Consider the following 21,457-nt stretch of genomic DNA (forward strand, 5'->3'; position numbering starts at 1 on the left):
TCTCCTAGTAAAATACATAAATTTATTGTTCAAGCCTATTGATAGGATTCAAACTATACTGGATTGTGTTTAAGAAAAATTTGAAACTTCAAAATACCTTTCTACGCTTCGCCCGCTATCTTTTTTATTGTTGGGGGACTGGAGATTTCTAGGTCGAATCATAGCGAATTTAGTAGTGGATTACTGGTCTTAGCTGAAAAGGACAGAGTTCACCCCTTCAAACATCAATTTATTGCATCTGCCAGCTGTAGCAGAGAAAAGCAGAGCCAAAACAATCTCTCCAACGTGGAATCAAGGTATGTTCTGAAATAAACAATTTGCCATTTGACTAAAATTTTCCATTTTCTAAAACAGATTACCCCTCCTTTTCTGACTTCTATTATACAGAGTTTAAGAGGGACAAAAAAGCGTGGTAATACCTTTTACTACAAGCCAAATCTCACTTTGATCAATTCTTATTCTCAATATCAAGAGGATTTGATTTTAGATGCAATTTTTCAAAAAAAGGATGGTTTCTATGTTGATATTGGAGCTAATGACCCTATAGAGTTTAGCAACACCTATCGATTTTATAGGAAAGGTTGGAGAGGAATAAATATTGAGCCTCAGAGGGATAGAGTTGATTTATTTCTTAAAACAAGGGAGCGTGATATTAATTTAAATTTAGGTGTTGGCAAAGAAAAGGGACAGCTTGAATTCTATAATTTAGGTATTCATACCTTATCTACTTTTAATAAAGAAGTCGCAGTCGAACATTCCAAAAAGTTTAAAACTGAAATAATCGAGACGATTGTCATTAAAGTTGAAAGACTTGAAACAGTGCTGTCTGAGTTCCTCCCTCCAGGAAAACACATTGATTTTATGAGTATAGATACTGAGGGATGGGATATGGATGTATTACTAAGTAACGATTGGAATAAATTTCGTCCTTCTATAGTGGTCATAGAAGTAGGGAGGCAGATGGATAGAATTATGAAGTTCTTTAAAGACATTAATTACGAATTGGTTTATAATAACCAGTGCAACTATTTTTTTAAAGATATTACAATTTAGATTACCTAATATGAAGTCAGTAATTAAAGTGCATGATCTTTCTAAACGCTATCGACTTGGACTGAAAGAAAAACAGGCCGAAACTTTAGCTGGTCAGATTGGGAATATCCTCAGATCTCCTTGGAAAAACCTAAAGAGACTTCGTGAAATGAATCGATTTGGTATCGAGGACGAATCTGTTTTCTGGGCTTTGAAGGATATTAATTTTGAAGTAAAAAAAGGGGAGGTGCTTGGTATTATAGGGAAAAATGGTGCTGGTAAGTCAACTTTACTGAAAATTCTCTCCCAAATCACCGAACCCACATCTGGTAAAATAGAAATTCATGGTCGAGTGGCTTCTCTATTAGAAGTGGGAACTGGTTTCCATCCTGAACTCTCAGGTCGAGAAAATATCTATATGAATGGGACCATCCTAGGTATGACTCGCAGGGAAATAGATTCCAAATTGGAAGAAATTATAGATTTTTCTGGGGTAGAGAAATTTATCGATACTGCTGTTAAGTTCTATTCTTCAGGTATGAAAGTCCGTTTGGGATTTTCAGTCGCTGCACATTTGGAGCCTGAGATTCTAATAATAGATGAGGTACTTGCAGTAGGTGATTTTGAATTTCAAAAAAAATGCTTGGGAAAGATGGAGGAGGTTTCAGGTCAGGGAAGAACAGTTCTTTTTGTTAGTCATAATATGCAGGCTATTTCTACGCTTACCCAAAATTGTATTTATTTAGAAAATGGAGAGGTTGTCGTTCATTCCGACACCAAATCTGCTATAGGTAAATACTTGCAGACTGAGAATTCTATTAGAGGTTTGTATAGTAAAGACCCAGACCCCAAAATAAACGAAATCTTAGCAGTTAGTCTTTTTACCTCAAATGTTGGTTATACACATCATAATGGCAAGCAACTTAGGATTGAAATTGAAGTGAATTTGCAGGAAAGTATAAGGAACGGGAATGTATCCATTCAAATATTTAATAATTATGATGTCCCGATTATTCATAGTTGGATTTTCAATGGGGAGAGGCCAATATTAGATCAAGCTGGAATCAATAATCTTAGTTGTGTATTTCCTAATTTGAAATTGTATCAGGGAGAATACTATTGTCGGGTGATTTTAGCTGCTAACAATGGAAATCAGGTAATTCAAGTATTAGACAAAATATGTTCATTCAATGTAGTTATGTATGAACAATCGCGTGCCTATCAGTGGGAAAAGGATTCCTGCGCTTATATAGAAGACTTTTACTGGGAGACTTAAAAAAAATGCATTTAAACAGCGAATTATTATTTAAAAAACATCGAAGCGATTTTTTTAAACCTGGTATTAAGGTTTTGGAAATTGGGCCGGCAGGGATTCCATCTGCTTATTCTCAGATAGTAAATGATCCCTCCATCCAATGGGATACAATTGATTTTGAAAGTACTGTCTATATTGACAGTAACGTCTGCAATTTAACTTTTACCCTTGACGATCCTTATTCCTTTCCTATTCCTGAGAATTCTTATGACGTGGTAGTATCCGGACAAGTAATTGAACATGTTCAGGAAATTTGGAAATGGATGGATGAGTTAAAGCGTATTGTAAAAAGCAAAGGAGTAATTTTCACGATCAACCCTGTAAGTTGGCCCTATCATGAAGCGCCTCTTGATTGTTGGCGTATTTTTCCAAGTGGAATGGAGGCCTTGGCACGTTACTGTGATTTGGAGGTTGTAACTTGTTTGTTTGAATCGGAAGAAATGAATCAGCTCTTGGAAAGCGATAAACATATTGTCACCATACCTGGCAAATCTTATACCTACGCTAATAATCAAGTAAAAATTAACAGAATCCTCAAATGGAATCGTTTCCTAAACCTATTTCCAAAGCGGTTCCATGATCTGAAGATCCCCATCGAAGTCTCCTACGATACTATTTCAATTCTGAGAAAACGTTAAATGGGCTTTTTAGCTAAGATTAGAGCTTTCACAATTGGGGAACTTGCGGTACAACTATTGTCAAAAATTACAAATCAAATTATTTCAATTGCCTACTATAAGGAAAACTTACTGCCTTATGCTAAGGCTGTCCATAATTTTATTTCAAAGGGATATGAAGTAATTCGAATTGATAAAAGGACTATAGCAATTTTGGTCAACCAGGATCAGTATTATTTAAGGCGATATGGATCAGATATTAAAGTATTTGAGCAAGTTGTAATCAATGAAGAATATAAATATATTATAAACTTGGTAGGCAGATGTGGTTTAGGTAATACACCGCTTACTATTTTAGATTGTGGATCTAATATAGGCTTATTCAGTGCCTGGATTTTAAATCATGTGAAAGTGAACAAAATCGTATCCATTGAAGCCGATCTGGATAACTATATTTTTCAAAAATATTTCATTGATAAAATGAAATATGAAAGCAAGGTTGAAATAGTGAATAAAGCAATATGGTCAGATTCGGATTCTACTTTAAAGATTTCCTCTGATTTTAGGGATGGACAGCAATGGGCAAAAAGTGTAGCGCCTGCCTGTGAGACTCATTCTCATAATGTAAAGTCCATCAGTCTAAATCAGGTATTCGATGATTATCTGGATCAGGATATTCACATCCTAAAAATAGATATAGAAGGGGCAGAAAAAGCAGTTTTTGGAAACGAGGAGGGTTTAGATCGGATGTTAAGAAATACTAAAATCATAGCCATTGAAATCCATGAAGAGGTAAAATCCACTACTATGATAATGGCAATACTGCACAGCTATGGCTTTGTACTAGAAAAAGTCGGAGAAACTACATTTGGCTATAAAGAATAAATCAGATTTGGATAATTCAATCACTATTCCCTGCTACAATCAAGGGCACTACCAACAGGAGGCCGTTTATAGTGTGAGAAGGTTAGGCGGAATTCAATTTGAGATTTTAATTGGTAATGATGGGTCTTCGGATACCTTCACGCTTTGAATATGAATTGGAAAATGAACATCATTAAGTCATTCATCAGGCTAATTTGGAGTTACGTGTTGTCCAAAACACTGGTATTTAGCATGCCAAGGGTAAGAGTTTTATTCCATTTGACTCAAATAATAAAATTGAGTAAGGAAAATAGGTGATTTTTAAAATTTTAGAATCGGGTGATTCAGAATAGTTTATTGAGTGTTATTATACGAACACGCAATAGTGGCTCTGTAATAGATCGATGTATCAATAGTATTGTGCATCAGAAACATGTACTCTTGGAGTTCATTATTGTGGATTCTGCTTCTATCGATAACACTCTTTCAATTGCGAAAGAATACCAGTGTAGAATAGTTGCCTTTCCCTTAAATGAAATTTCTTTCAATTACTCAAAAGCATTAAATCTTGGTATTCAGCAGGCAAAAGGCGATAACATATTGATTATTAGTTCACATGTGTGGTTGCCAAACCCAAACTCATTGCAATGGATGCTTGAGTACCTATATGAAAATGATTCCATTAAAGCAGTTTCGCTTTCTAGATCCAAAGAGGATGAAAAACTAAATAAAGAAATCACAAAACCCTCTGCAGTAAAAATCACAAGGAATGAATTTAGGGGACAAGGGATGTATAATTATTGTTCTCTCATTCGTAGGGCTGATTGGAAAAAGCGTCCTTTTAATGAAAATTTACCTACTTGTGAAGATCAAGAATGGATTTGGTATTGGATGAAAAATGAAGAGGCCTCATCATTTATTTTGGAAACGCCACTAGCAGGTTATGACAATCCTAATTATAATATAGCTAAAGATGTTCAAGAGTATTATACTATGGGAAAGTATGTTTATTCCTATTATGGCAGTTTCTATTTTTTAAAAGATCTTTACATTAAAGCTTTTCAAAGTTTAAGAATTAAACGTTTTGTAAAATTTAAGCATTATTTTTTTGTCGCTAATAAACTTTTTAAATATAAAGTTTTGCCACCTAAGTCCATTCAGTCAGACGATTATTTACGGAAATAATTTGAAAGTTCTTTTCATCGGTCACAACGCACACCCAGCTGGAGCACAGTTTTTACTTCTCCATTATCTTCAATGGCTTTCAGTAAACCGGAAGGAAATCGAAATACATATTTTGCTAATGAAGCCAGGTCCCTTAATGGAGGCCTACAAAAAGTCCGGTACTTTATATTTATTTCCTAATAATAAAAGCACATCTAACCCTTTTTTAAAAATTTATATTTCTCTTAAACAAGTGAAACTTATTAGACGGTTATTAAAAGAAGAGTTTGATGTTATATATAGTAACACAATTCTAAATGCATCTATTCTTGAAAAGTTTGGAGCATTTGGTGTCCCAACAATTACCCATGTTCATGAAATGCGGTTATGGTTTGATCAATTAAGTGGGAAGGAAATTGAAATATTAAAAAATTATACTAATTACTTTTTCACAGCATCAAAGGCTGTATCTAATACATTAGAAGAATTAGGGATTGCAAAACTCGAAGAAACATATCCTGTCTATGTTTTTGCAGATGATCAGATCCGATTGGAGGAAAAGAAACAATTCTCGTTGAGAAACTATCTTAACTTGCCTGCTGATGCAATACTTGTTGGAGCCTGTGGTTCAGAAAATTTCCGTAAGGGCAAGGATTGGTTTATTCCCATTTCTATAAGTGTATTAAGTAAGTTGTCTAATCAAAATATACATTTTGTATGGATTGGTGGGAGTAGGAGTCATGAGATTGATTTTGATATACGGAGATCGGGTTATGCAGACAAGATTCATTTTATTGATCATTTATCCCATGCCCATTTATATTTTCACGAGTTAAGTTTGTTTTTAATGATTTCAAGAGAAGATCCATTTCCTATTGTAAATATTGAAGCTGGTATTCATGCTATTCCAATATTAAGTTTTATGAATAATGGTGGGACACCAGAATTGTTGGAAGATGATCTAAGTCTTTTGGTGCCATATGGTAATATAACGATGATGGCAGAGCGTATAGTCTCATTTTTGACAGATCCTCATATGTTACATGAAAAAGGAAAGTTCATCCAGTCAAAAATTAAGAATCACTATACCATGAATCATGTGGCAGAGATTATTACAAATAAAGTGATAGAAATATTCTATGACTATAAAAACTAAAGAATTATATTAATGTGAGAACATATAAATTAAACTAATTTGGAGTATCCAGTAAATGTTAATTTCTTTATCAGAAGACCTGCTTTAAAAAAATGGTACAAGGATTTTTTCCTTTCAGTAGTTGAGAATAGATTTACTTTCAAAGAGAATGAAATTAAACCGGATTTCATCTTTCATGAAGCACATTTTATAGATGTAATTAAGTATTCAGGTATTCGAATCGCCTTTGCTGCTGAGAATGTCCGAATAGACTTCAATATTTCTGATTACGGAATTGGTTTTGATCACCTTGAGTTTCAAGATAGGTACTTGAGATTCCCACTTTACTTGTTATATACCGATGCTACCCGACTAGCACAACATCGGTCAGCCCTCATAAAAGATAGGAAGGCATCAGATTGGTATGATCGAAAGTTCTGTAACTTTTTGGTTAGCAATGGCGCTGCAACTGAATTTAGGGTTCAATTTTTTAAGGAATTATCTAAGTCAAAGCAGGTTGATAGTGGCGGGGGATTTATGAATAATGTGGGTAGAAGGATTAGCGATAAGTATGGTTGGCAAGCCGAGTATAAATTTTCTCTATGTTTTGAAAACTCATCTACAAGTGGATATCTCACTGAAAAGTTAATTGAAGCCTATGCTTCCAATACTGTTCCTATATATTGGGGTGATCCGGACGCATTTGGGAAATTATCAGATGGGAAAAGTGGAATTAATCCGAAAGCGGTTATATGGGTGGATGAAAATAATATTTCCCAAACTATAACTCATATTCTTGAAGTTGACTCAGATGAAGAGCTCTATATGGCTTACATGTATGAACCGTTATTCTTGGAAGAAGATCATGTTGCGATTTTAACCAACAAGCTAGCTGCTTTTCTTTTTTCTATTTTCAGTCAAGAACGAGGCAAAGCATTCAAAAGAGGATTTGGTTTGGCTAGAATGCGAATTGAAAATAGAACTAAGGCTAGATCTAGTTTTTTTACAAGTTTTATTAAGTATTTCAATAAACGATTAAACAATTGATACAATCTTCTATATTTTTCACATTGTGCTCAAACAACTATTTAGCCCAAGCTAAGACGCTTGGATACTCAGTATTAGCAGCTTATCCAGGCTCAACATTTGTAATTGGATTGGTAGATTATCGTAATGATTCTATAGATTATTCTGCTTTCGAGGGAATGCAAATCACCTGTTTCAACGAAATTGGATATCCGGAGTTTGAAGAGATGCTTGCTCGGTATAATGTAATCGAGTTCAACACTTCCGTTAAGCCCTTTTATATTGAATACTTGTGGCGTCACTATGGGAATGATTATAAGATTGTTTATTTAGATCCTGATATAGTTATTTACAGACCCTTGGATCATGTTTTTGATGCTTTGGAAGTGAGTAGTGTCGTATTGACACCGATGTTTAGCATGGTGACTGAAAACACATCCCTCGATGAATTGGTTGCTTTGAGACATGGAATGTTCAATCTAGGATTTATTGCACTGCGAAATACTGAGCAAAGCATTAAGCTTGTGAAGTGGTGGAAAGAACGGTTGAGGACTCATTGTTTGATTGATAAGTCTCGTGGCATTTTTGTAGATCAAAAGTGGATGGATTTGGCTCCTTTGCTATTTGATGAAGTCTTTATTCTAAAACATCCTGGCTATAATATGGCTTGGTGGAATTTTTCTGAGCGAAAGCTCCTGGATCTTGGAAATGATTTTGCAGTAAATGATCCTGGCAATTGTTGTATTTTTTTCATTTTAGTGGATTTAAGCCTGATAGTGATTCCATCACTGGTAGATCAGAAGAGGAAACATTTAGCTATCAAGCCCGTCCTGAGCTAAGATCGCTTGGTATGTTTTACGCAAATCAATTGCATAGCAATGGTTATGACATATTATCCAAGCTAAAACCTTCGCTAAAATTTCATATTCCTGAGATTACTTTTAGATCTAAATTGAAAAGATTCCTTAATAAAGCTCTTACAAGTAAATGAAGCGGTGTGGCGTTTCCATTGTGATTTGTACTTACAATGGTATAGGTAGACTTGGGCAGACCTTTTTGCATATTTTAAAATTGCAAACCTGCTACCCTTGGGAGCTTATTTTGGTTGACAATGCCTCAACCGATGGTACTGCGGAGTGGGCCTCATGTTGGCTTAATTCGCAAGAATCCCAATTAAATTTCCAGATCGTCTCAGAGACTAGGCCTGGTTTAAATCACGCCCGGATGATGGGGGTTGAAATGTCCAGTTATGATTATATTTTATTTTGTGATGATGACAATTGGCTTTCACCAAACTTCTTGTCAATTGGTGCGGCCACTTTAGAGCAACATTCAAAGATAGGAGTTTTGGGTTCCTTAGGAACTCCTAAAATTAATGGAAATGAACCAGCATGGTTTCATGAATTTTCGCACAGTTATGCTGTTGGTTCCCTGGGTAAAAAAACAGGAAAACAAAAATTCGGATCTTATCATTATGGGGCAGCCTGTTTTTTTAAAAAAGAAGCGTTGAACCAATTGTTAAGTCGAGGATTTCAAAGTTTACTTGCTGATCGTATGGGAAAGAGTTTGAGTTCAGGTGGAGACGTAGAATTAGGTTTAGCAGTTCAATTATTGGGATACGAGCTACACTATGAAGAAAGATTGAAATTTGATCATTTTATAGAGGAACATCGAATAAATTGGGATTATTATTTGAGATTAAAAAAGGGTATTTCTCAGTCATTTCCACTTCTGGAGAGCTACAAGATTTATGAATTTGAAAGTATTCGTTCATTTAGAAGTCATTTGTTTTCTTCCTATTTCATTGTCGTCAAGGGAGTGATTAAATCAGGAGTTAAAAAATTTTATTTATCGACTAAATCAAATGAAGTGGAATGGATTACTACACTATCGAAACTCAGTTCATTTTTCAAAAATTACAGAAAGACTTTAGAGGCTTTCCAAACTAATAAGAAAATTTTTAATGCCTAGCATCTCGATCATCATTCCCACATTTAATCGTGGAAAATTACTGTTACGAGCTATCCAATCTGTTTTCGATCAAAATTCAGATGATTGGGAATTAATTATAGTAGATGATGGAAGTTCAGATAATACCTTCGAGCTTGTTTCATCTTGTTTTGAGAAGCCAAATTTTAGATATTTTTTTCAAGAAAATGGTGGAGTAAGTAAAGCTAGAAATTTCGGAGCATCAAAAGCAGCTACAGATTGGTTGATTTTTTTGGATTCGGATGATGAATTGACTCAAAATGCCTTATCGTCTTTTGCAGCGAATATTCAAAGAAATCCTACAATTGACTTATTTGTAGCAGGGAGAGTTCTAAAATCAGACAAAGGAAGTGATTCCCAGATTACAAGAGAAACGAATTATATTCCACTGCTTTCTGGAACTTTCTGTCTCAGAAGTACTATTTTTCAAAAAGTAGGTGGATATGATCCCCAGTTTTCTTTTGCAGAGAATACAGAATTATTTCATAGAATTAGTCAATTAAATATTACCAGATATCTTATCCAAGAAGTATCCCTTATCTACCATGAATCAATTTCTGGTGGGAGCAAAAACACCGAGAATATTATTAATTCAGTCGTTCTTTTTTTGTCCAAGCATCATGGCACAATGACAGCTAATCATAGACATCTCTATCATCAGCTAGTAGCTGTTCATCAACTACGGTTTCAACGATTTGTGGAAGCTAGATTCCACTTGTGGAAAGCTTATCGCTTAAAGCCGCTTAAATTGAAAACAATTGCAAGGCTGGCATTGAGTTATTTGCCCATTGTTTCGAGAAAAGTCTATACCCTAAAAAACGATTTATGATCCGTCTTGGAGGTTTTATTATTACCTATAATCGCCCTGAAGTTTTGTTAGGGACCATCAAGCAAGTTTTTGATCAATCAGTTCCACCTGAGCTAATTTGGATCATTGATAATTCTGATAATTTGGAAACTGATCATGCCATTGCTAGTTTGCTCGACACACGATTGAAATATCACCGAATGGGATACAATGCAGGACCTGCTGGAGGTGCTGCTAAAGGATTGCAGCTTTGCGGACAGGAAGATTTGGACTGGATTTATTGGGGAGATGACAATGATCCTCCTTTCAGACTAGACTATTTTGAACGGTTAATTGAGATTCGCGATGTAAATCCTTTTGTTGGTGTTTTAGGGTCTGTCGGTCAGTTTTTTGACAGGAAAAAAGGTGAGATAAAAAGAATACAAACTAGACTTTTGGAAAAAAAAAGAAACACTAGATGTTGATTATGTTGCAGGTGGCATGTGCATGTTAATAAAAGCGGAAGTAGCGAGGGCTGGTATTTCGCCAGATCCAGGATTGTTTTTTGGATTTGAGGATTTAGATTTTTGTTTGAAAGTTTCTAGAAAAGGATACGCTATTGTTTTGAATTGTAATTTGTTTCTATCACTAAGAACAATTCATAACAGGTTGGAATTTGAAAGACCAATTTATAAGAAGAAACAGAGTTTAACACGTGAATATTATAGCTTAAGAAGTTTACTTTATATTTCTGACAATCTAACTCTTGAATCAATGAAAAAGCGGTTGATTCGAAAGTGGATAGGGAAATCAATTTATGGGTTCCGATATGGATTTGTTTATGGATTCAAAAATTTCAAGATGATTTTTCTTGCATTTTATCATTATAGGATCGGAGTTAAAGGAAAAACAATAGACCTCTAAGCTCCATCGATCCATGAAGATTTTTTTTTCCATAGTAATCCCTGTTTACAATCGCGCAAAGCTTGTCCCTAAGGCTATTGCTAGTGTTTTAGGCCAATCTCTTTCACACTTCGAATTGATACTTGTGGATGATGCATCGACGGACGAGACGGTGCAAATAGTAAAAACGATTGATGATATACGAATCAAATTAATTTCCCTGAAAGAAAACGGAGGCAATGCTAAAGCTCGAAATGAAGGTTGGAGGGCAGCAAGTGGAGAGTGGATCGTGTACTTAGATAGTGATGATTGGTTTGAGCCTGATTATTTGGAAAACCTCATTAAGTCTATCGAATCCTATCCGATAGCTGATTTTTTTTGGTCAGGGGTTCGCTTTGTTTCTGAAAGGGGAGTAATCTTAAAAAGAAGAGACTTGGAGTCCGAGAGAAGAATTGCCCGGAGATACTTTTTTTGATGAATTACGAATTGGAACGAATTGCGGAGTAGCATTTAAAAGGGATTTACTAGTCCAATTCAATGGGTTTAATGAGGATTTCAAAGCATCTGTAGATCGGGAATTTTTTTTACGGATTTCTAGAACATGCTATGGAAAAGGAATTCCAATAGCTTTGGTGAACTGCCTTATGGGTAATCATGATTCAGTACGAAAAAATCATAATGCGCAGGCTAAAGCCTACTCCAACCTAGTCCATCTTTATTCTAAGGAAATTGAAGCTACTCTAAGCCGAAAAAAATGGTGGTATCATAAAGCGATGTGGCTTTCACTCTATAGAGGAGATATCTCAAAAGGTTTTACCTATTTAAAAGCTATGAATTTCCCAATAAAGTCAACGATACTATACCTTATATTTTCTTTATTCCCACTTAGAGTGGCTAAGAATCTACATAAAAAAACGGCCTGAATTCTATGAGTTGGATAAATGAAAATGTTGTTAAGTACCTTAATAAAAACCTTTCTAAGTCGGAGAAGCTGGATTTGACATTTACTAATCCATCACAATTAGATTATACAATTATAAATGCATCTTCCAGGAGGCTGGTCGATAGAATAAAGAAGTTACAAAAGCTTTGATGAGAATAATTCAAGACAAGAATATTTCTAGAGTAGTAGAAATTGGGGCTGGTTTTTCCTCCATAGTCTTTCATTATTCCTTAAAAAAATCTGCATCTGACTTTGAAGTTTTCTCAATTGAAGAAAATGTAGAATGGTTTAAAATTCCTGAGGAATTAAATGAGTTTGTTGATCGCGATTCAATGAGTTTCCAAACGGGTGGAATTTCCTTTGTTTTCGGGATATTTGGAATTCATGCATGTTATAGGATTCCTCAAAAAGAGAATTTGAAATTTGGAGTTGAATTGGTTTTTGTCGATGGTCCTCAATACTATTATGGAAGAGAGGGTGCATTGGAAGGGATTCATGACAAATTAAAAGAGGGTTGTTTAATTGTAATGGATGATGCAGAACGTTATACGGAACAATGTGTGATTTACAAATGGTTAAAGGTGTATAAAGGTCTTGAATTGATTTATTTAAAAGAGAAATTTGGCGATAAAGGATTAGCTATTTTAAAAGTCAAAGAACCATTAAAAAAGCATTTTTCAATTGATGCCTTTACATTAGGATTGATGCAAGGGCTCAAGCGACTTTTAAATTTTAAGACAATTAAAGTGAAGCAAGATTTTTTTAAATCAATCGAAAAGAATTGAAAATCTTTTTTACCCAAGACGCTATAGTTAATGCCGGAGCAGAAAGAAGTCATTTAGAAATCCTTTCTCGATTTTCTAATGAGGTAGATGTTGTTTTTGTGTACTTCTATCCTAAACATGATTTAAAAGAAGAATATGAAAAAGCCGGAATCCGGCTTATTTTTTTGGATATCCCAGAGTCTTATCATTTCATTACAGCGATTTCATGTTTGGTGAAATGCATCCGAATAGAAAAGCCTAATCTCGCTGGTTTCTAGTCTTTGGCGTGCCGACCAGATCACTCGAATTGCTTCTTTGATTACTGCAGTGCCTTTAGTTGGCACTCTGGTTAACGATAGCTATGCTCCACTTGCATGGAAGGATAAGAAAGGGGTAAAATATAAAGGGGTTTATTGGCTGGATCGATTGACAGCTGGAATTCCTAAACATTGGATTGCAAACGCTCAGGCTTTGGCGGATTCGCATGTGAAAACCTTGGGGTTGGACGATAGTAAAATATCTGTTGTGTATAGAGGGAGGGCAGTACCTGAGTTGGTGTGGAATAGAAGTTCTGTAAATCAGTTAAATAGTAAATCAGGGGATCAGGATTTGGAAGATGAGAGAATTAGTACATACAACTTTATTTCCTATGGCAGACTTCTGGAACGAAAGGGTTTTCAAGACGCAATTCAAGCTTTTGCCTCGGTTGTACAAAAGTATCCGAATTGCACCCTCACCATATATGGAGAAGGGCCTTATCCCGCTCCCTCCTAGAAACCTTAATCGCTAAGCTAGGTCTAAAAGGAAAAGTAATACTTCACAGGAAAATTTAATGGACCTACTAATCCCTTATTCCCTAATCCCTCCCCGATAGCTATCGGGGCTCCTAATCCTCCCAATCTCTCCTCTCTTAATCCTCTCAATCTCCTCCTCTCCTCCAACTGCTTTTTGTTCCCCTCACTGGTACGAAGGCTTCTCCGGAGCTCTTGTAGAAGCTATGATGGCTGGAATTCCAATTATAGCATCCGATATCTCTATGAATTTGGAAGCCGTTAACTCAGAAAATGCCTTGATTTTTGAAGTTCAAAATTCTGATCAATTAGCCAATCAAATGCTTTTTGCCATAGAACATCCCAATCTAATGACTGACCTTGGGACTAAGGCTAGGCAGGAAGCAATAGCTAGATTTGATATTGAAAAAATTGCAAATCTGTACGAACAAACTATTCTAAAAGCCTATCAAGCTATATCCGATGAAGCTTAGAGTCATTCTTCTGCTGGATTCATTGCATGTATCCGCCTGGGTATTTGAAGCAATAGTTCAAACGCTCAAAGAAAATAATGCAGAAGTTGTCCTAGCAGTTGTTAACCAAAGGCCTAAATCAAGCGGGAAAAAATCCCCCTTTTTATATAGAGTTTATAGAGCATTGGATAGAAAGTTATTTTTGAAAACACCAGATGCCTTTGCTAAAAAAGATTTAAAGCAAATTGAAAGGTGTAATATCCCTAGCCTAAATATTACACCTATCCAAAAGAAGTATTCAGATTACTTTCAAGAGGAGGATATTAAAAAAATCAGAACATATAAGCCGGATATAATTTTACGATTTGGCTTTAGAATACTCAGAGGAGAGATTCTTAAATCACCTCAGTTAGGAGTTTGGTCTTTCCATCATGGAGATAATGAATACTACAAAGGAGGACCTCCTGGGTTTTGGGAAGTGATGTGGAAGAAGGAAACTACGGGGGTGATTCTTCAAAGATTATCTGAAAAACTGGATGATGGACAAGTATTATATAAATCCTTTTCACAAACAGATCCACTTTCTGTGCAGCGAAATGCAAATAAAGTTTTCTGGCTTTCTAGTTTTATTATTCCTCAAGTAATCCGTCAAATTAATAGTAAAGGGATTGAGGAATGGGAAAAAGATATTCAAAACAATCAGGTTTCCAGTAACCCTGAAGTTCCCTTGTTAACGCCTCCTGACTTTTGGCAAATGGCTGGTTTAGGAATCAATCTATTTTTTAGAAACTTATCAAGGAAATTTTCTGAAGGCTTAAAGAAGCCTTACTGGGAAATACTAGTGGCTGCTAATAAAAGAGATAGTTTATTGAAGCCAAGTGCTATTAATTTTGAATCCATAAAACCTCCACAAAACAAGCTTTCAAAGGGATCTTTTTTGGCAGACCCATTTCCTGTTGAAAAGGATGGCAAAACTTGGGTGTTTTATGAGGATTTTGATGCTCAATCTAACAAAGGAAGAATTACAGTTGCTGAATGGGATGGAGTAAGCTTATCTAAAAGTAAAATCATTTTGGAAGAAGAATTGGCATCTGTCGTATCCATTTATTTGGGAGGAGAATAATGAGATATATTTAATTCCAGAATCGGGAGAAGCAAACAAGACTTTTATTTACAAGGCCTCAGATTTCCCTTTTCAATGGCAAAAACTAGGCGTATTAATGGAAGGGGAAGCATTAGATCCTACTATCATTAAAGTGGATGACTTGTATTGGCTATTTGTAAATCAAAGGCCGCATCCAGGAAACATCTGGATTTATTGAATTATATGCCTATCATTCTCCCAGCTTAGTAAAGCCAATCTGGACTCCGCATGCCTTAAATCCAATTGTTTCTGATGTTCGGGCTTCTAGACCCGCAGGGAGAATTTATAAGAAGGATGGAAAGCTATTTAGGCCTGCACAGGATTCAGGTTTGAGATATGGTCACAGAATTAAGATTCAGGAGATTTTGAAACTCACTTTTGATGAATATCTAGAAGAGACGGTTGATATAATTGAACCAGACGGCTCCAAAAATATGCTAGGAACTCATACTTTCAATTTTACAGATAAGTGGATTTTCTCAGACGCCTATTATAGAAAGTGAAAATTTTACAAATCATACAAAAGCCTCAGGCTAGGGGAGTAGAATTGTTTACTTGCATGCTATCAGAAAAACTACAAGAACTGGGGCACGAGGTAATACTCATTTCCATCTTTGAAGGGGATTTTGATTTGCCCTTCTCAGGAAAGCAAATTCACTTAAAAGAGATCTATCAAAAACAGAGTCTGGGATCTGAAAGCTTGGAAGCATTTTGCTCAAGTAGTTAAAAATGAACAGCCAGACCTGATTCAAGCAAATGCCGCTGATACACTGAAATTCTCTGTCTTTTCTAAAAAGATATTTGGTTGGAAAACACCCATAATTTTTAGAAATGCCTCCCAAATCAGTCAATACATTGATAGTACTTTGATTAAGGGTTTTAATAAGTATCTCTATAAGAATGTCTCTGCAATTTTATCCGTTAGCCAAAAGTCCAAGGAGGATTTTTCATCCTTATTTAAGTTAGATATTCATCATCAAGTAATTCCAATTGGAATTAACCTGCCTAATTCTAAATTAGAAAATGCGCTAGATGATAATCCGGTTTTAGTACATATAGGAGGCTTTACCTTTGAAAAAAATCATTCTGAGCTGATAGATATATTTTCATCTATCCACACACAGTTTCCTGATTTGAAATTATGGTTGATTGGAGATGGTCCATTGAAGGATGAAATAGAAGCAAAAGTCCAAAGCTTAGGACTTCAGGATTCTATAATCTTTAAAGGTACATTAGCGGAGCCCTTTCAATCTATACCAAACAACTCCATTTTTGTACTTCCGAGTATAATTGAAGGATTACCTGCTGTGATATTGGAAGCATTTGGGAGTAATCTACCGGTGGTAGTTTATAATGTAGGAGGAATTTCAGAAGTTCTGAAAAACAATGAAACTGGTTGGTTAGTGGAAGCAGGAGATACCCAAGCTTTCATTAATGCTCTCTCGGAGGTTTTATCCACCTCCTCGAAAGACCTCAACAGAATAACTTCTAATGCTAAAAAGCTAGTGGAGAAAAATTACCAGATTGACCAAATTGCAAAGAAGTTTGAAGCATTTTATATAAATATTCTAAATCCTAAGACTGATTAACCAATTAACTCCTGCTGACTAAAGGGGCAAAACGGATTCATAGTCTCTAATCTCTTATTCCCTTAGTCCCCTAATCTCTATTCTCTAATTCTCTAAATCTCTAATCTCCTATTCCCTTTTCCCTATTCCCTTAGTCTCCTATTCTCTAAATCTCCTAATATTTAATCTCCTATTCCCTAATCCCCAACCCCTCCCTTGCCCACTAAAATAAAAATCCTCCACCTCATCAAATCCCTCGGACGTGGTGGAGCAGAAAAGCTTATTCCTGAAACTGCCTTAGTGCATCATCAGGATAGGTTTGAGTTTCACTGCCTGTATTTCTACCATCAGCAAAATAACATAGTAGATGAACTGGAAGCAGCAGGAATCAAAGTGCATTTAATTCCTTCAGGTAATTTGGGTTTGTTTTTTCAGGTGAATAAAGTAAGGTCCTTTGCAAATGAGCTAGGTATAGATATCATTCATGCTCATCTGCCTTGGGCGGGAATTATGGCTAGGTTCGTAGGTAATAAACTGAATATCCCCATAGTATATACCCGAGCATAATACCTGGGATAGATACAATAAGTACTCCTACTGGGGGAATAGAATGACCTTCAAACAGCAGGATATAGCCATCGCCGTATCCAACGAAGTTGCCCTCTCCATGCAGCTCAACTCCATGATCGACCCCTACCAGCGTGGTGGTAGAATGAAGATCAAGGTGATACAGAATGGTGTGAATACGGATGTGTTTAGGAGAATAGATATCGGGATCTCCAATCCGGAGCCAACTCCCCCTTTAAAAAGGGGGGCAGGGGGGATTTTCACGGATCAGAAAGTCGAACTCCAAATCCCACGAGACGCCCAAATCATCGGCATCGTCGCCGTATTCCGAGATCAAAAGCGCCTCTGGCTTTGGATAGAAACAGCATTGAAAATACTGGGTAAATGTCCAGATACACATTTCCTAATAGTAGGAGATGGGGAGTGGAGATCTAGGCTGGAAAGACAGATAGAGGAATCAGGAAAATCAGCTCATTTCCACTTGGTAGGAGTGCAAAAACAGGTGATCCCCTATCTATCTATAATGGATATTTACCTCAGTACCTCTGAGTTTGAGGGCTTGCCCATAGCCATGCTCGAAGCCATGTCCTGCGAAGTTCCGGTAGTGGGCACCCGTGCTGGAGGAATAGGCGAGGTGATTCAGCATGGCGTACAGGGCTTCTTATCCGAGATTGATGAATACGAAGAACTGGCAGGCTACTGCGTTCAACTTCTAAATGATAACGCACTTCAAAAATCCATGTCCCTCGCTGCCCGTCAGCGTGTCGTTGCTCAATTCAGTATGAAGAGAATGGTGGAGGAGTTGGAGGGTGTTTATGAGTCTGTGATTGCCAAATGACTTATTTTAGAAAAAGTAGCGTAAATGGATTTCTGTTAGATAGAAACAATTTGTGTCAGGTTGAGCGTAGACGAAACCCACACCACTGCCTTTCTGTTTTCCGCCAATTCCAATTTGAATTCCTTACCTTAATTTCAAATTCAATCATTTTAAATTTCTCATTCAATAATTTTAAATTCACGAAGTGCTTGGCGCCGTAGTCCTTATCCTCCTTCTCTTTGGCATCAGCCAACCCATACTGGGCAACCTACAGCGGGAGCATAAGTGGGTAAAGGCAGGTATGCTCAACCAAATCTTCTGGTACCATATGTTCTTTGGACTGGTTTATTGGACTTATGCTCAGTTTAACCGTTCAGATTCAGTTAACTATTTTTATCTTTCCATGAGACATGAAAGTTGGATGGATGCATTTAAACCAGGGTACTGAAGTTTGTCGAATGGATGGCCCTTCCTTTTACGAAATGGATTGGTTTCAATTATGATATGATGATGTTCCTCACTACCTGGCTGGGGTTCTGGGGCTTTGTCTATTTTTACCTTTTTTTTAAAGAAAACCTGCGATTTAATCCCAAGTTTGAAGGCTGGGATGCCATCACTATTTTCATGTTCCTTCCAAACATGCACTTCTGGACCGCCTCGCTTGGCAAGGGGGCTGTGATTTTTGCAGGAATTGGGTTCCTGGCTTATTGGTCTTTCCTGGCCTCAAAAGAGAATTTCTCATATAGCCTTTGGTAGCTTTCTCTGCTACATGGTTCGTCCCCACATTCTCTTTGCTATCCTGATAGGGATGGGAGTGGGGTTTGTGTTGGGGAAGGAAAAAGTGCCTATTTATCAAAAATATTTTGTTGTGTTTTTTGCGATTGGAATGAGTATCTATGTATATGAGGATCTGATTACCTACTTAGGTTATGACCCAAATAACTTGGTTGATAGTTTTGAGGAAGAATCTGCCCTAAATAGAGGAAGGTTAGAGACTTCAGGTTCTGGAGTAGATATGAGCTCCTATAGCATGCCTATGAAGCTCTTTACTTTTTGGTTTAGGCCGCTGTTTATTGATTCTCCAAATGTATTAGGGATAGCGATTTCCTTCGAGAATGCCTTGTACATCTACATGTTTAGCAAGATTGTTCGTAAGGACTTCCTAACCTATATCAAGATCGCTCCCGCTATGGTAAAGATGTCTGCGGTGGTATTTATCTCCATCTCCATCTCCATGACCTTCGTGATGTCTAATCTGGGTATTATCATTCGCCAAAAATCCCAGATCATGTACTTTATGCTCTTTGTCGTAGTCGCCTTTATGGATTGGCAAAAAACCACCCGCATCAAAAAGCGCGGAGAGATATTTAATAGGATAGTGGAGGAAGAGCGAAAACGTATCGCTGAGGCGGAGTTGGTGGAAAAATGAAATGTTGTGACGCGGCTCGTTGTTTGCCTTCGGCGTTGTGACGCTGCGCTGTTCTGACGCTTCGCTGTTGTATTGCCTTTGGCGTTGTAACGCTGCGCTGTTGTGTGCCTTCGGCGTTGTGCTGCTGCACGTTATTCAACAATCACAACATTTCCAACATTTCAAAATTCCCTAACTTTTCCAGTTCTTTTCTACATATTCGATGAAATTATTAATCTTGATAGCCAATATGACATAAGATTCCATTAATTCTGTAAATGTAAAAAGATCAGGATAAAGGATTTTTAGCTTTTTAAGATGGTTGATAGTTTCTAGATTACTAGAATGAGAGATGACCAGGAATCTGATGAATTCATTCTTATAACGTCTCCTTCCATATCCTTCCACAATATTGGAATTAATTGAATCACTCGCTCTCCGAAGCTGGCTGCCCAATTCATAAAGCTCATATTTTGGCAAACACATCGACATTTGATGTGACTTAATAAACAAGTCAAATGAAATTTGATAAATTTCTAAATCAAGATAGGATTTACTCATTACCTTATGGTTTTGTTTTTATAAATATATTCATAACAGGCACCAAGACATTATCATGCTACCCCAGTCTTCCGTGCTAAAACCAGCACAACCATCACAACCTTTTCAACAACGACAACATTTTCAATCCCCCATGTCCCCCGGCTCCTTCACCATCTCCCTAGACTTCGAACTCCTATGGGGAATCTTCGATAAAATAGGGACTGCCTACAAGCCCTCTTACTTCCTAAATACCAGGCAGATTGTGCCAATTATGTTGGAGAAGTTTGCCACAGCTAATATCCAGGCTGACCTGGGCTACTGTAGGGATGCTCTTTGCAGAAAATGAAGAAGAGTGGAGAGCATATTCCCCGGAGTTTTTACCATCCTACAGGGATAGAAAATACTCCGCTTACGAATGGGTTAAAAAGCATGGAATTAGGCCTGAAGTTCATTTTGCACCGGATCTGATTCAGCAAATTATTGATACTCCAGGACAGGAATTAGGATCTCATTCCTATGCGCATTACTATACTCTGATGCGTGGTCAAAGTCCCGAGCAGTTTCGTGAAGACCTGAGGGCGACCCAAAAAATCTCCTTGGATAAGTTTGGGATAAGTCTGGAGTCCTTGGTTTTTCCACGAAACCATATCAATGAATTGTATTTGGGAATCTGCGTGGAGGAGGGATATAATTATGTGCGTGGCAATCCAAAAAATTGGTTTTGGCAGGAGACCCAGCATGAGAATCTAAGTAAGAAAATATTCCGATCTGCTGATTGCTTTTTTCAGGTAGGGGCTAAGACCTCATATCCTTTGGAGGAGGTAAAGATTTTCGAGAATGAACCAGCAATCATCCCGGCATCCAGGATTCTCCGCCCTCAGCAGCAAAGTAATTTTATAATGAACAAGAGCCGCATGTTACGTATTAAGTCAGAAATGGAATATGCCGCCAAGAATAATGAAGTTTATCACCTCTGGTGGCACCCTCATAATTTCGGGGCAAATCCTGAAAGTTCCTTAGCTGAATTGGATGAGTTGATTACACATTTTTCCAAGCTAGAAGCGGAATATGGCTTTCAATCCAAGAATATGCGTAGAGTAGGTCAGCAAATAAAAGAGATGGGTGTAACAGTCTAGTTTATAATTGCCCAATATTTCAAAAACCTCAGACCCTTGGATCTGAGGTTTTTTTGTGTCCAATTTTGTAACCTTTGAGGTGTCATCCCGAACTGCCATCGGCAAGAAAGGAATCTCCTCGAAGGTTTATTATTTGATCATTACTTTTGTCACCAGTCCCCCGCCGCCGTTTCTGTCCGCCGCCGTTCGTGTCTCACGAATGGCCTATAGCTTGCATCTCATATGCATGGGCTGTGTCACACAGACCAGTTTTCCGTACTAAACCGTATATCTCAAATCTGGAATCCGAAAGCGGTTCGGTTTCATCTTGCTGGCATAATACCTTCGTCTCCGAATGACGATTTCGGGCCAGCGCTGTTTAGATATTATATTCCTATACACCGGGTTAAAACCCGGTGCTACCCATAGGGCGTCCCTACAGGACTTTTTCACAACGGTATTTATCACCGATGTAGGGGCGAATCCACATTCGCCCGTTAGAACAGGGCCTCT

The 21,457-nt window shown here is 37.0% G+C and carries 26 protein-coding genes; 25 read left to right on the top strand and 1 reads right to left on the bottom strand.

The features are described 5' to 3' along the window. Positions 1 to 324: 324 nt before the first annotated feature. The 24 genes from AC0L6R_RS10540 to AC0L6R_RS10655 all read left to right on the top strand — a co-directional run bounded on the left by AC0L6R_RS10540 (position 325) and on the right by AC0L6R_RS10655 (position 19,307). Positions 325 to 1,053, top strand: a complete 729-nt coding sequence (locus tag AC0L6R_RS10540; protein WP_473271170.1) for an FkbM family methyltransferase — start codon at positions 325 to 327, stop codon at positions 1,051 to 1,053. A 10-nt stretch (positions 1,054 to 1,063) separates the two neighbouring features. Beyond that, positions 1,064 to 2,308 carry an ABC transporter ATP-binding protein gene (locus AC0L6R_RS10545; protein ID WP_473271171.1) on the top strand — a complete coding sequence of 415 codons (1,245 nt, stop codon included), beginning with the start codon at positions 1,064 to 1,066 and terminating at the stop codon, positions 2,306 to 2,308. 74 nt (positions 2,309 to 2,382) lie between these two features. Further along, positions 2,383 to 2,985, top strand: a complete 603-nt coding sequence (locus tag AC0L6R_RS10550; RefSeq protein WP_473271172.1) for a class I SAM-dependent methyltransferase — start codon at positions 2,383 to 2,385, stop codon at positions 2,983 to 2,985. Between the two features lie 57 nt (positions 2,986 to 3,042). Next, on the top strand, positions 3,043 to 3,849 hold the full coding sequence (locus tag AC0L6R_RS10555; RefSeq protein ID WP_473271173.1) for an FkbM family methyltransferase: 807 nt from the start codon (positions 3,043 to 3,045) through the stop codon (positions 3,847 to 3,849). A gap of 7 nt (positions 3,850 to 3,856) precedes the next feature. Then, positions 3,857 to 3,997, top strand: a complete 141-nt coding sequence (locus AC0L6R_RS10560; RefSeq protein WP_473271174.1) for a glycosyltransferase — start codon at positions 3,857 to 3,859, stop codon at positions 3,995 to 3,997. Between the two features lie 170 nt (positions 3,998 to 4,167). Further along, on the top strand, positions 4,168 to 5,013 hold the full coding sequence (locus tag AC0L6R_RS10565; protein ID WP_473271175.1) for a glycosyltransferase family 2 protein: 846 nt from the start codon (positions 4,168 to 4,170) through the stop codon (positions 5,011 to 5,013). Between the two features lies 1 nt (position 5,014). Beyond that, positions 5,015 to 6,148, top strand: coding sequence for a glycosyltransferase family 4 protein (locus tag AC0L6R_RS10570; RefSeq protein WP_473271177.1), 1,134 nt, complete (start codon positions 5,015 to 5,017; stop codon positions 6,146 to 6,148). 39 nt (positions 6,149 to 6,187) lie between these two features. After that, the gene (locus AC0L6R_RS10575) at positions 6,188 to 7,174 is read left to right on the top strand and encodes a glycosyltransferase family 10 domain-containing protein (RefSeq protein ID WP_473271178.1); all 987 of its coding nucleotides are present in this window, start codon (positions 6,188 to 6,190) and stop codon (positions 7,172 to 7,174) included. Between the two features lie 23 nt (positions 7,175 to 7,197). Next, the gene (locus AC0L6R_RS10580) at positions 7,198 to 7,992 is read left to right on the top strand and encodes a glycosyl transferase (protein ID WP_473271179.1); all 795 of its coding nucleotides are present in this window, start codon (positions 7,198 to 7,200) and stop codon (positions 7,990 to 7,992) included. 148 nt (positions 7,993 to 8,140) lie between these two features. After that, positions 8,141 to 9,124 (top strand): glycosyltransferase family 2 protein, encoded by a 984-nt coding sequence (locus AC0L6R_RS10585; protein ID WP_473271180.1) that lies wholly within the window; start codon positions 8,141 to 8,143, stop codon positions 9,122 to 9,124. Then, positions 9,117 to 9,971, top strand: coding sequence for a glycosyltransferase family 2 protein (locus AC0L6R_RS10590; RefSeq protein WP_473271181.1), 855 nt, complete (start codon positions 9,117 to 9,119; stop codon positions 9,969 to 9,971). The genes AC0L6R_RS10585 and AC0L6R_RS10590 overlap by 8 nt, the downstream gene beginning before the upstream one ends. Next, entirely contained in the window at positions 9,968 to 10,414 is a 447-nt protein-coding gene (locus AC0L6R_RS10595) for a glycosyltransferase family 2 protein (protein ID WP_473271182.1), read from the top strand. Before AC0L6R_RS10590 ends, AC0L6R_RS10595 begins: the two co-directional genes overlap by 4 nt. A 452-nt stretch (positions 10,415 to 10,866) precedes the next feature. Beyond that, positions 10,867 to 11,307: a glycosyltransferase family 2 protein gene (locus tag AC0L6R_RS10600; protein WP_473271183.1), complete on the top strand. Its 441-nt coding sequence runs from the start codon at positions 10,867 to 10,869 to the stop codon at positions 11,305 to 11,307. 617 nt (positions 11,308 to 11,924) lie between these two features. Then, positions 11,925 to 12,560, top strand: a complete 636-nt coding sequence (locus AC0L6R_RS10605) for a class I SAM-dependent methyltransferase (RefSeq protein WP_473271184.1) — start codon at positions 11,925 to 11,927, stop codon at positions 12,558 to 12,560. Next, positions 12,557 to 12,817 carry a hypothetical protein gene (locus AC0L6R_RS10610; protein WP_473271185.1) on the top strand — a complete coding sequence of 87 codons (261 nt, stop codon included), beginning with the start codon at positions 12,557 to 12,559 and terminating at the stop codon, positions 12,815 to 12,817. The genes AC0L6R_RS10605 and AC0L6R_RS10610 overlap by 4 nt, the downstream gene beginning before the upstream one ends. A gap of 37 nt (positions 12,818 to 12,854) precedes the next feature. Continuing rightward, a complete protein-coding gene (locus AC0L6R_RS10615) occupies positions 12,855 to 13,313 on the top strand; it encodes a glycosyltransferase (protein WP_473271186.1) in 459 nt (152 codons plus the stop codon). 148 nt (positions 13,314 to 13,461) lie between these two features. Further along, positions 13,462 to 13,803 (top strand): glycosyltransferase, encoded by a 342-nt coding sequence (locus AC0L6R_RS10620; protein WP_473271202.1) that lies wholly within the window; start codon positions 13,462 to 13,464, stop codon positions 13,801 to 13,803. Next, positions 13,793 to 14,905, top strand: a complete 1,113-nt coding sequence (locus tag AC0L6R_RS10625; protein ID WP_473271187.1) for a formyl transferase — start codon at positions 13,793 to 13,795, stop codon at positions 14,903 to 14,905. The genes AC0L6R_RS10620 and AC0L6R_RS10625 overlap by 11 nt, the downstream gene beginning before the upstream one ends. A 13-nt stretch (positions 14,906 to 14,918) precedes the next feature. Then, positions 14,919 to 15,104 (top strand): glucosamine inositolphosphorylceramide transferase family protein, encoded by a 186-nt coding sequence (locus AC0L6R_RS10630; protein ID WP_473271204.1) that lies wholly within the window; start codon positions 14,919 to 14,921, stop codon positions 15,102 to 15,104. Continuing rightward, positions 15,100 to 15,429 (top strand): glucosamine inositolphosphorylceramide transferase family protein, encoded by a 330-nt coding sequence (locus tag AC0L6R_RS10635; protein ID WP_473271205.1) that lies wholly within the window; start codon positions 15,100 to 15,102, stop codon positions 15,427 to 15,429. The genes AC0L6R_RS10630 and AC0L6R_RS10635 overlap by 5 nt, the downstream gene beginning before the upstream one ends. 363 nt (positions 15,430 to 15,792) lie before the next feature. Beyond that, the gene (locus AC0L6R_RS10640) at positions 15,793 to 16,515 is read left to right on the top strand and encodes a glycosyltransferase family 4 protein (RefSeq protein WP_473271188.1); all 723 of its coding nucleotides are present in this window, start codon (positions 15,793 to 15,795) and stop codon (positions 16,513 to 16,515) included. Positions 16,516 to 16,710: 195 nt separating this feature from the next. Further along, positions 16,711 to 17,061: a glycosyltransferase gene (locus AC0L6R_RS10645; RefSeq protein ID WP_473271189.1), complete on the top strand. Its 351-nt coding sequence runs from the start codon at positions 16,711 to 16,713 to the stop codon at positions 17,059 to 17,061. Positions 17,062 to 17,104: 43 nt separating this feature from the next. Next, the gene (locus tag AC0L6R_RS10650; protein ID WP_473271190.1) at positions 17,105 to 17,899 is read left to right on the top strand and encodes a glycosyltransferase; all 795 of its coding nucleotides are present in this window, start codon (positions 17,105 to 17,107) and stop codon (positions 17,897 to 17,899) included. Between the two features lie 748 nt (positions 17,900 to 18,647). Continuing rightward, positions 18,648 to 19,307 (top strand): hypothetical protein, encoded by a 660-nt coding sequence (locus AC0L6R_RS10655; RefSeq protein WP_473271191.1) that lies wholly within the window; start codon positions 18,648 to 18,650, stop codon positions 19,305 to 19,307. 171 nt (positions 19,308 to 19,478) lie between these two features. On the opposite strand, the gene AC0L6R_RS10660 is transcribed toward AC0L6R_RS10655, so the two are convergent. Further along, positions 19,479 to 19,847 carry a four helix bundle protein gene (locus AC0L6R_RS10660; protein ID WP_473271192.1) on the bottom strand — a complete coding sequence of 123 codons (369 nt, stop codon included), beginning with the start codon at positions 19,845 to 19,847 and terminating at the stop codon, positions 19,479 to 19,481. Positions 19,848 to 20,113: 266 nt separating this feature from the next. On the opposite strand from AC0L6R_RS10660, the gene AC0L6R_RS10665 reads away from it, so the two are divergent. After that, positions 20,114 to 20,965, top strand: a complete 852-nt coding sequence (locus AC0L6R_RS10665) for a polysaccharide deacetylase family protein (RefSeq protein ID WP_473271193.1) — start codon at positions 20,114 to 20,116, stop codon at positions 20,963 to 20,965. Positions 20,966 to 21,457: the final 492 nt, after the last annotated feature.

It is taken from the genome of Algoriphagus sp. 10J20-15, from assembly GCF_055809615.1.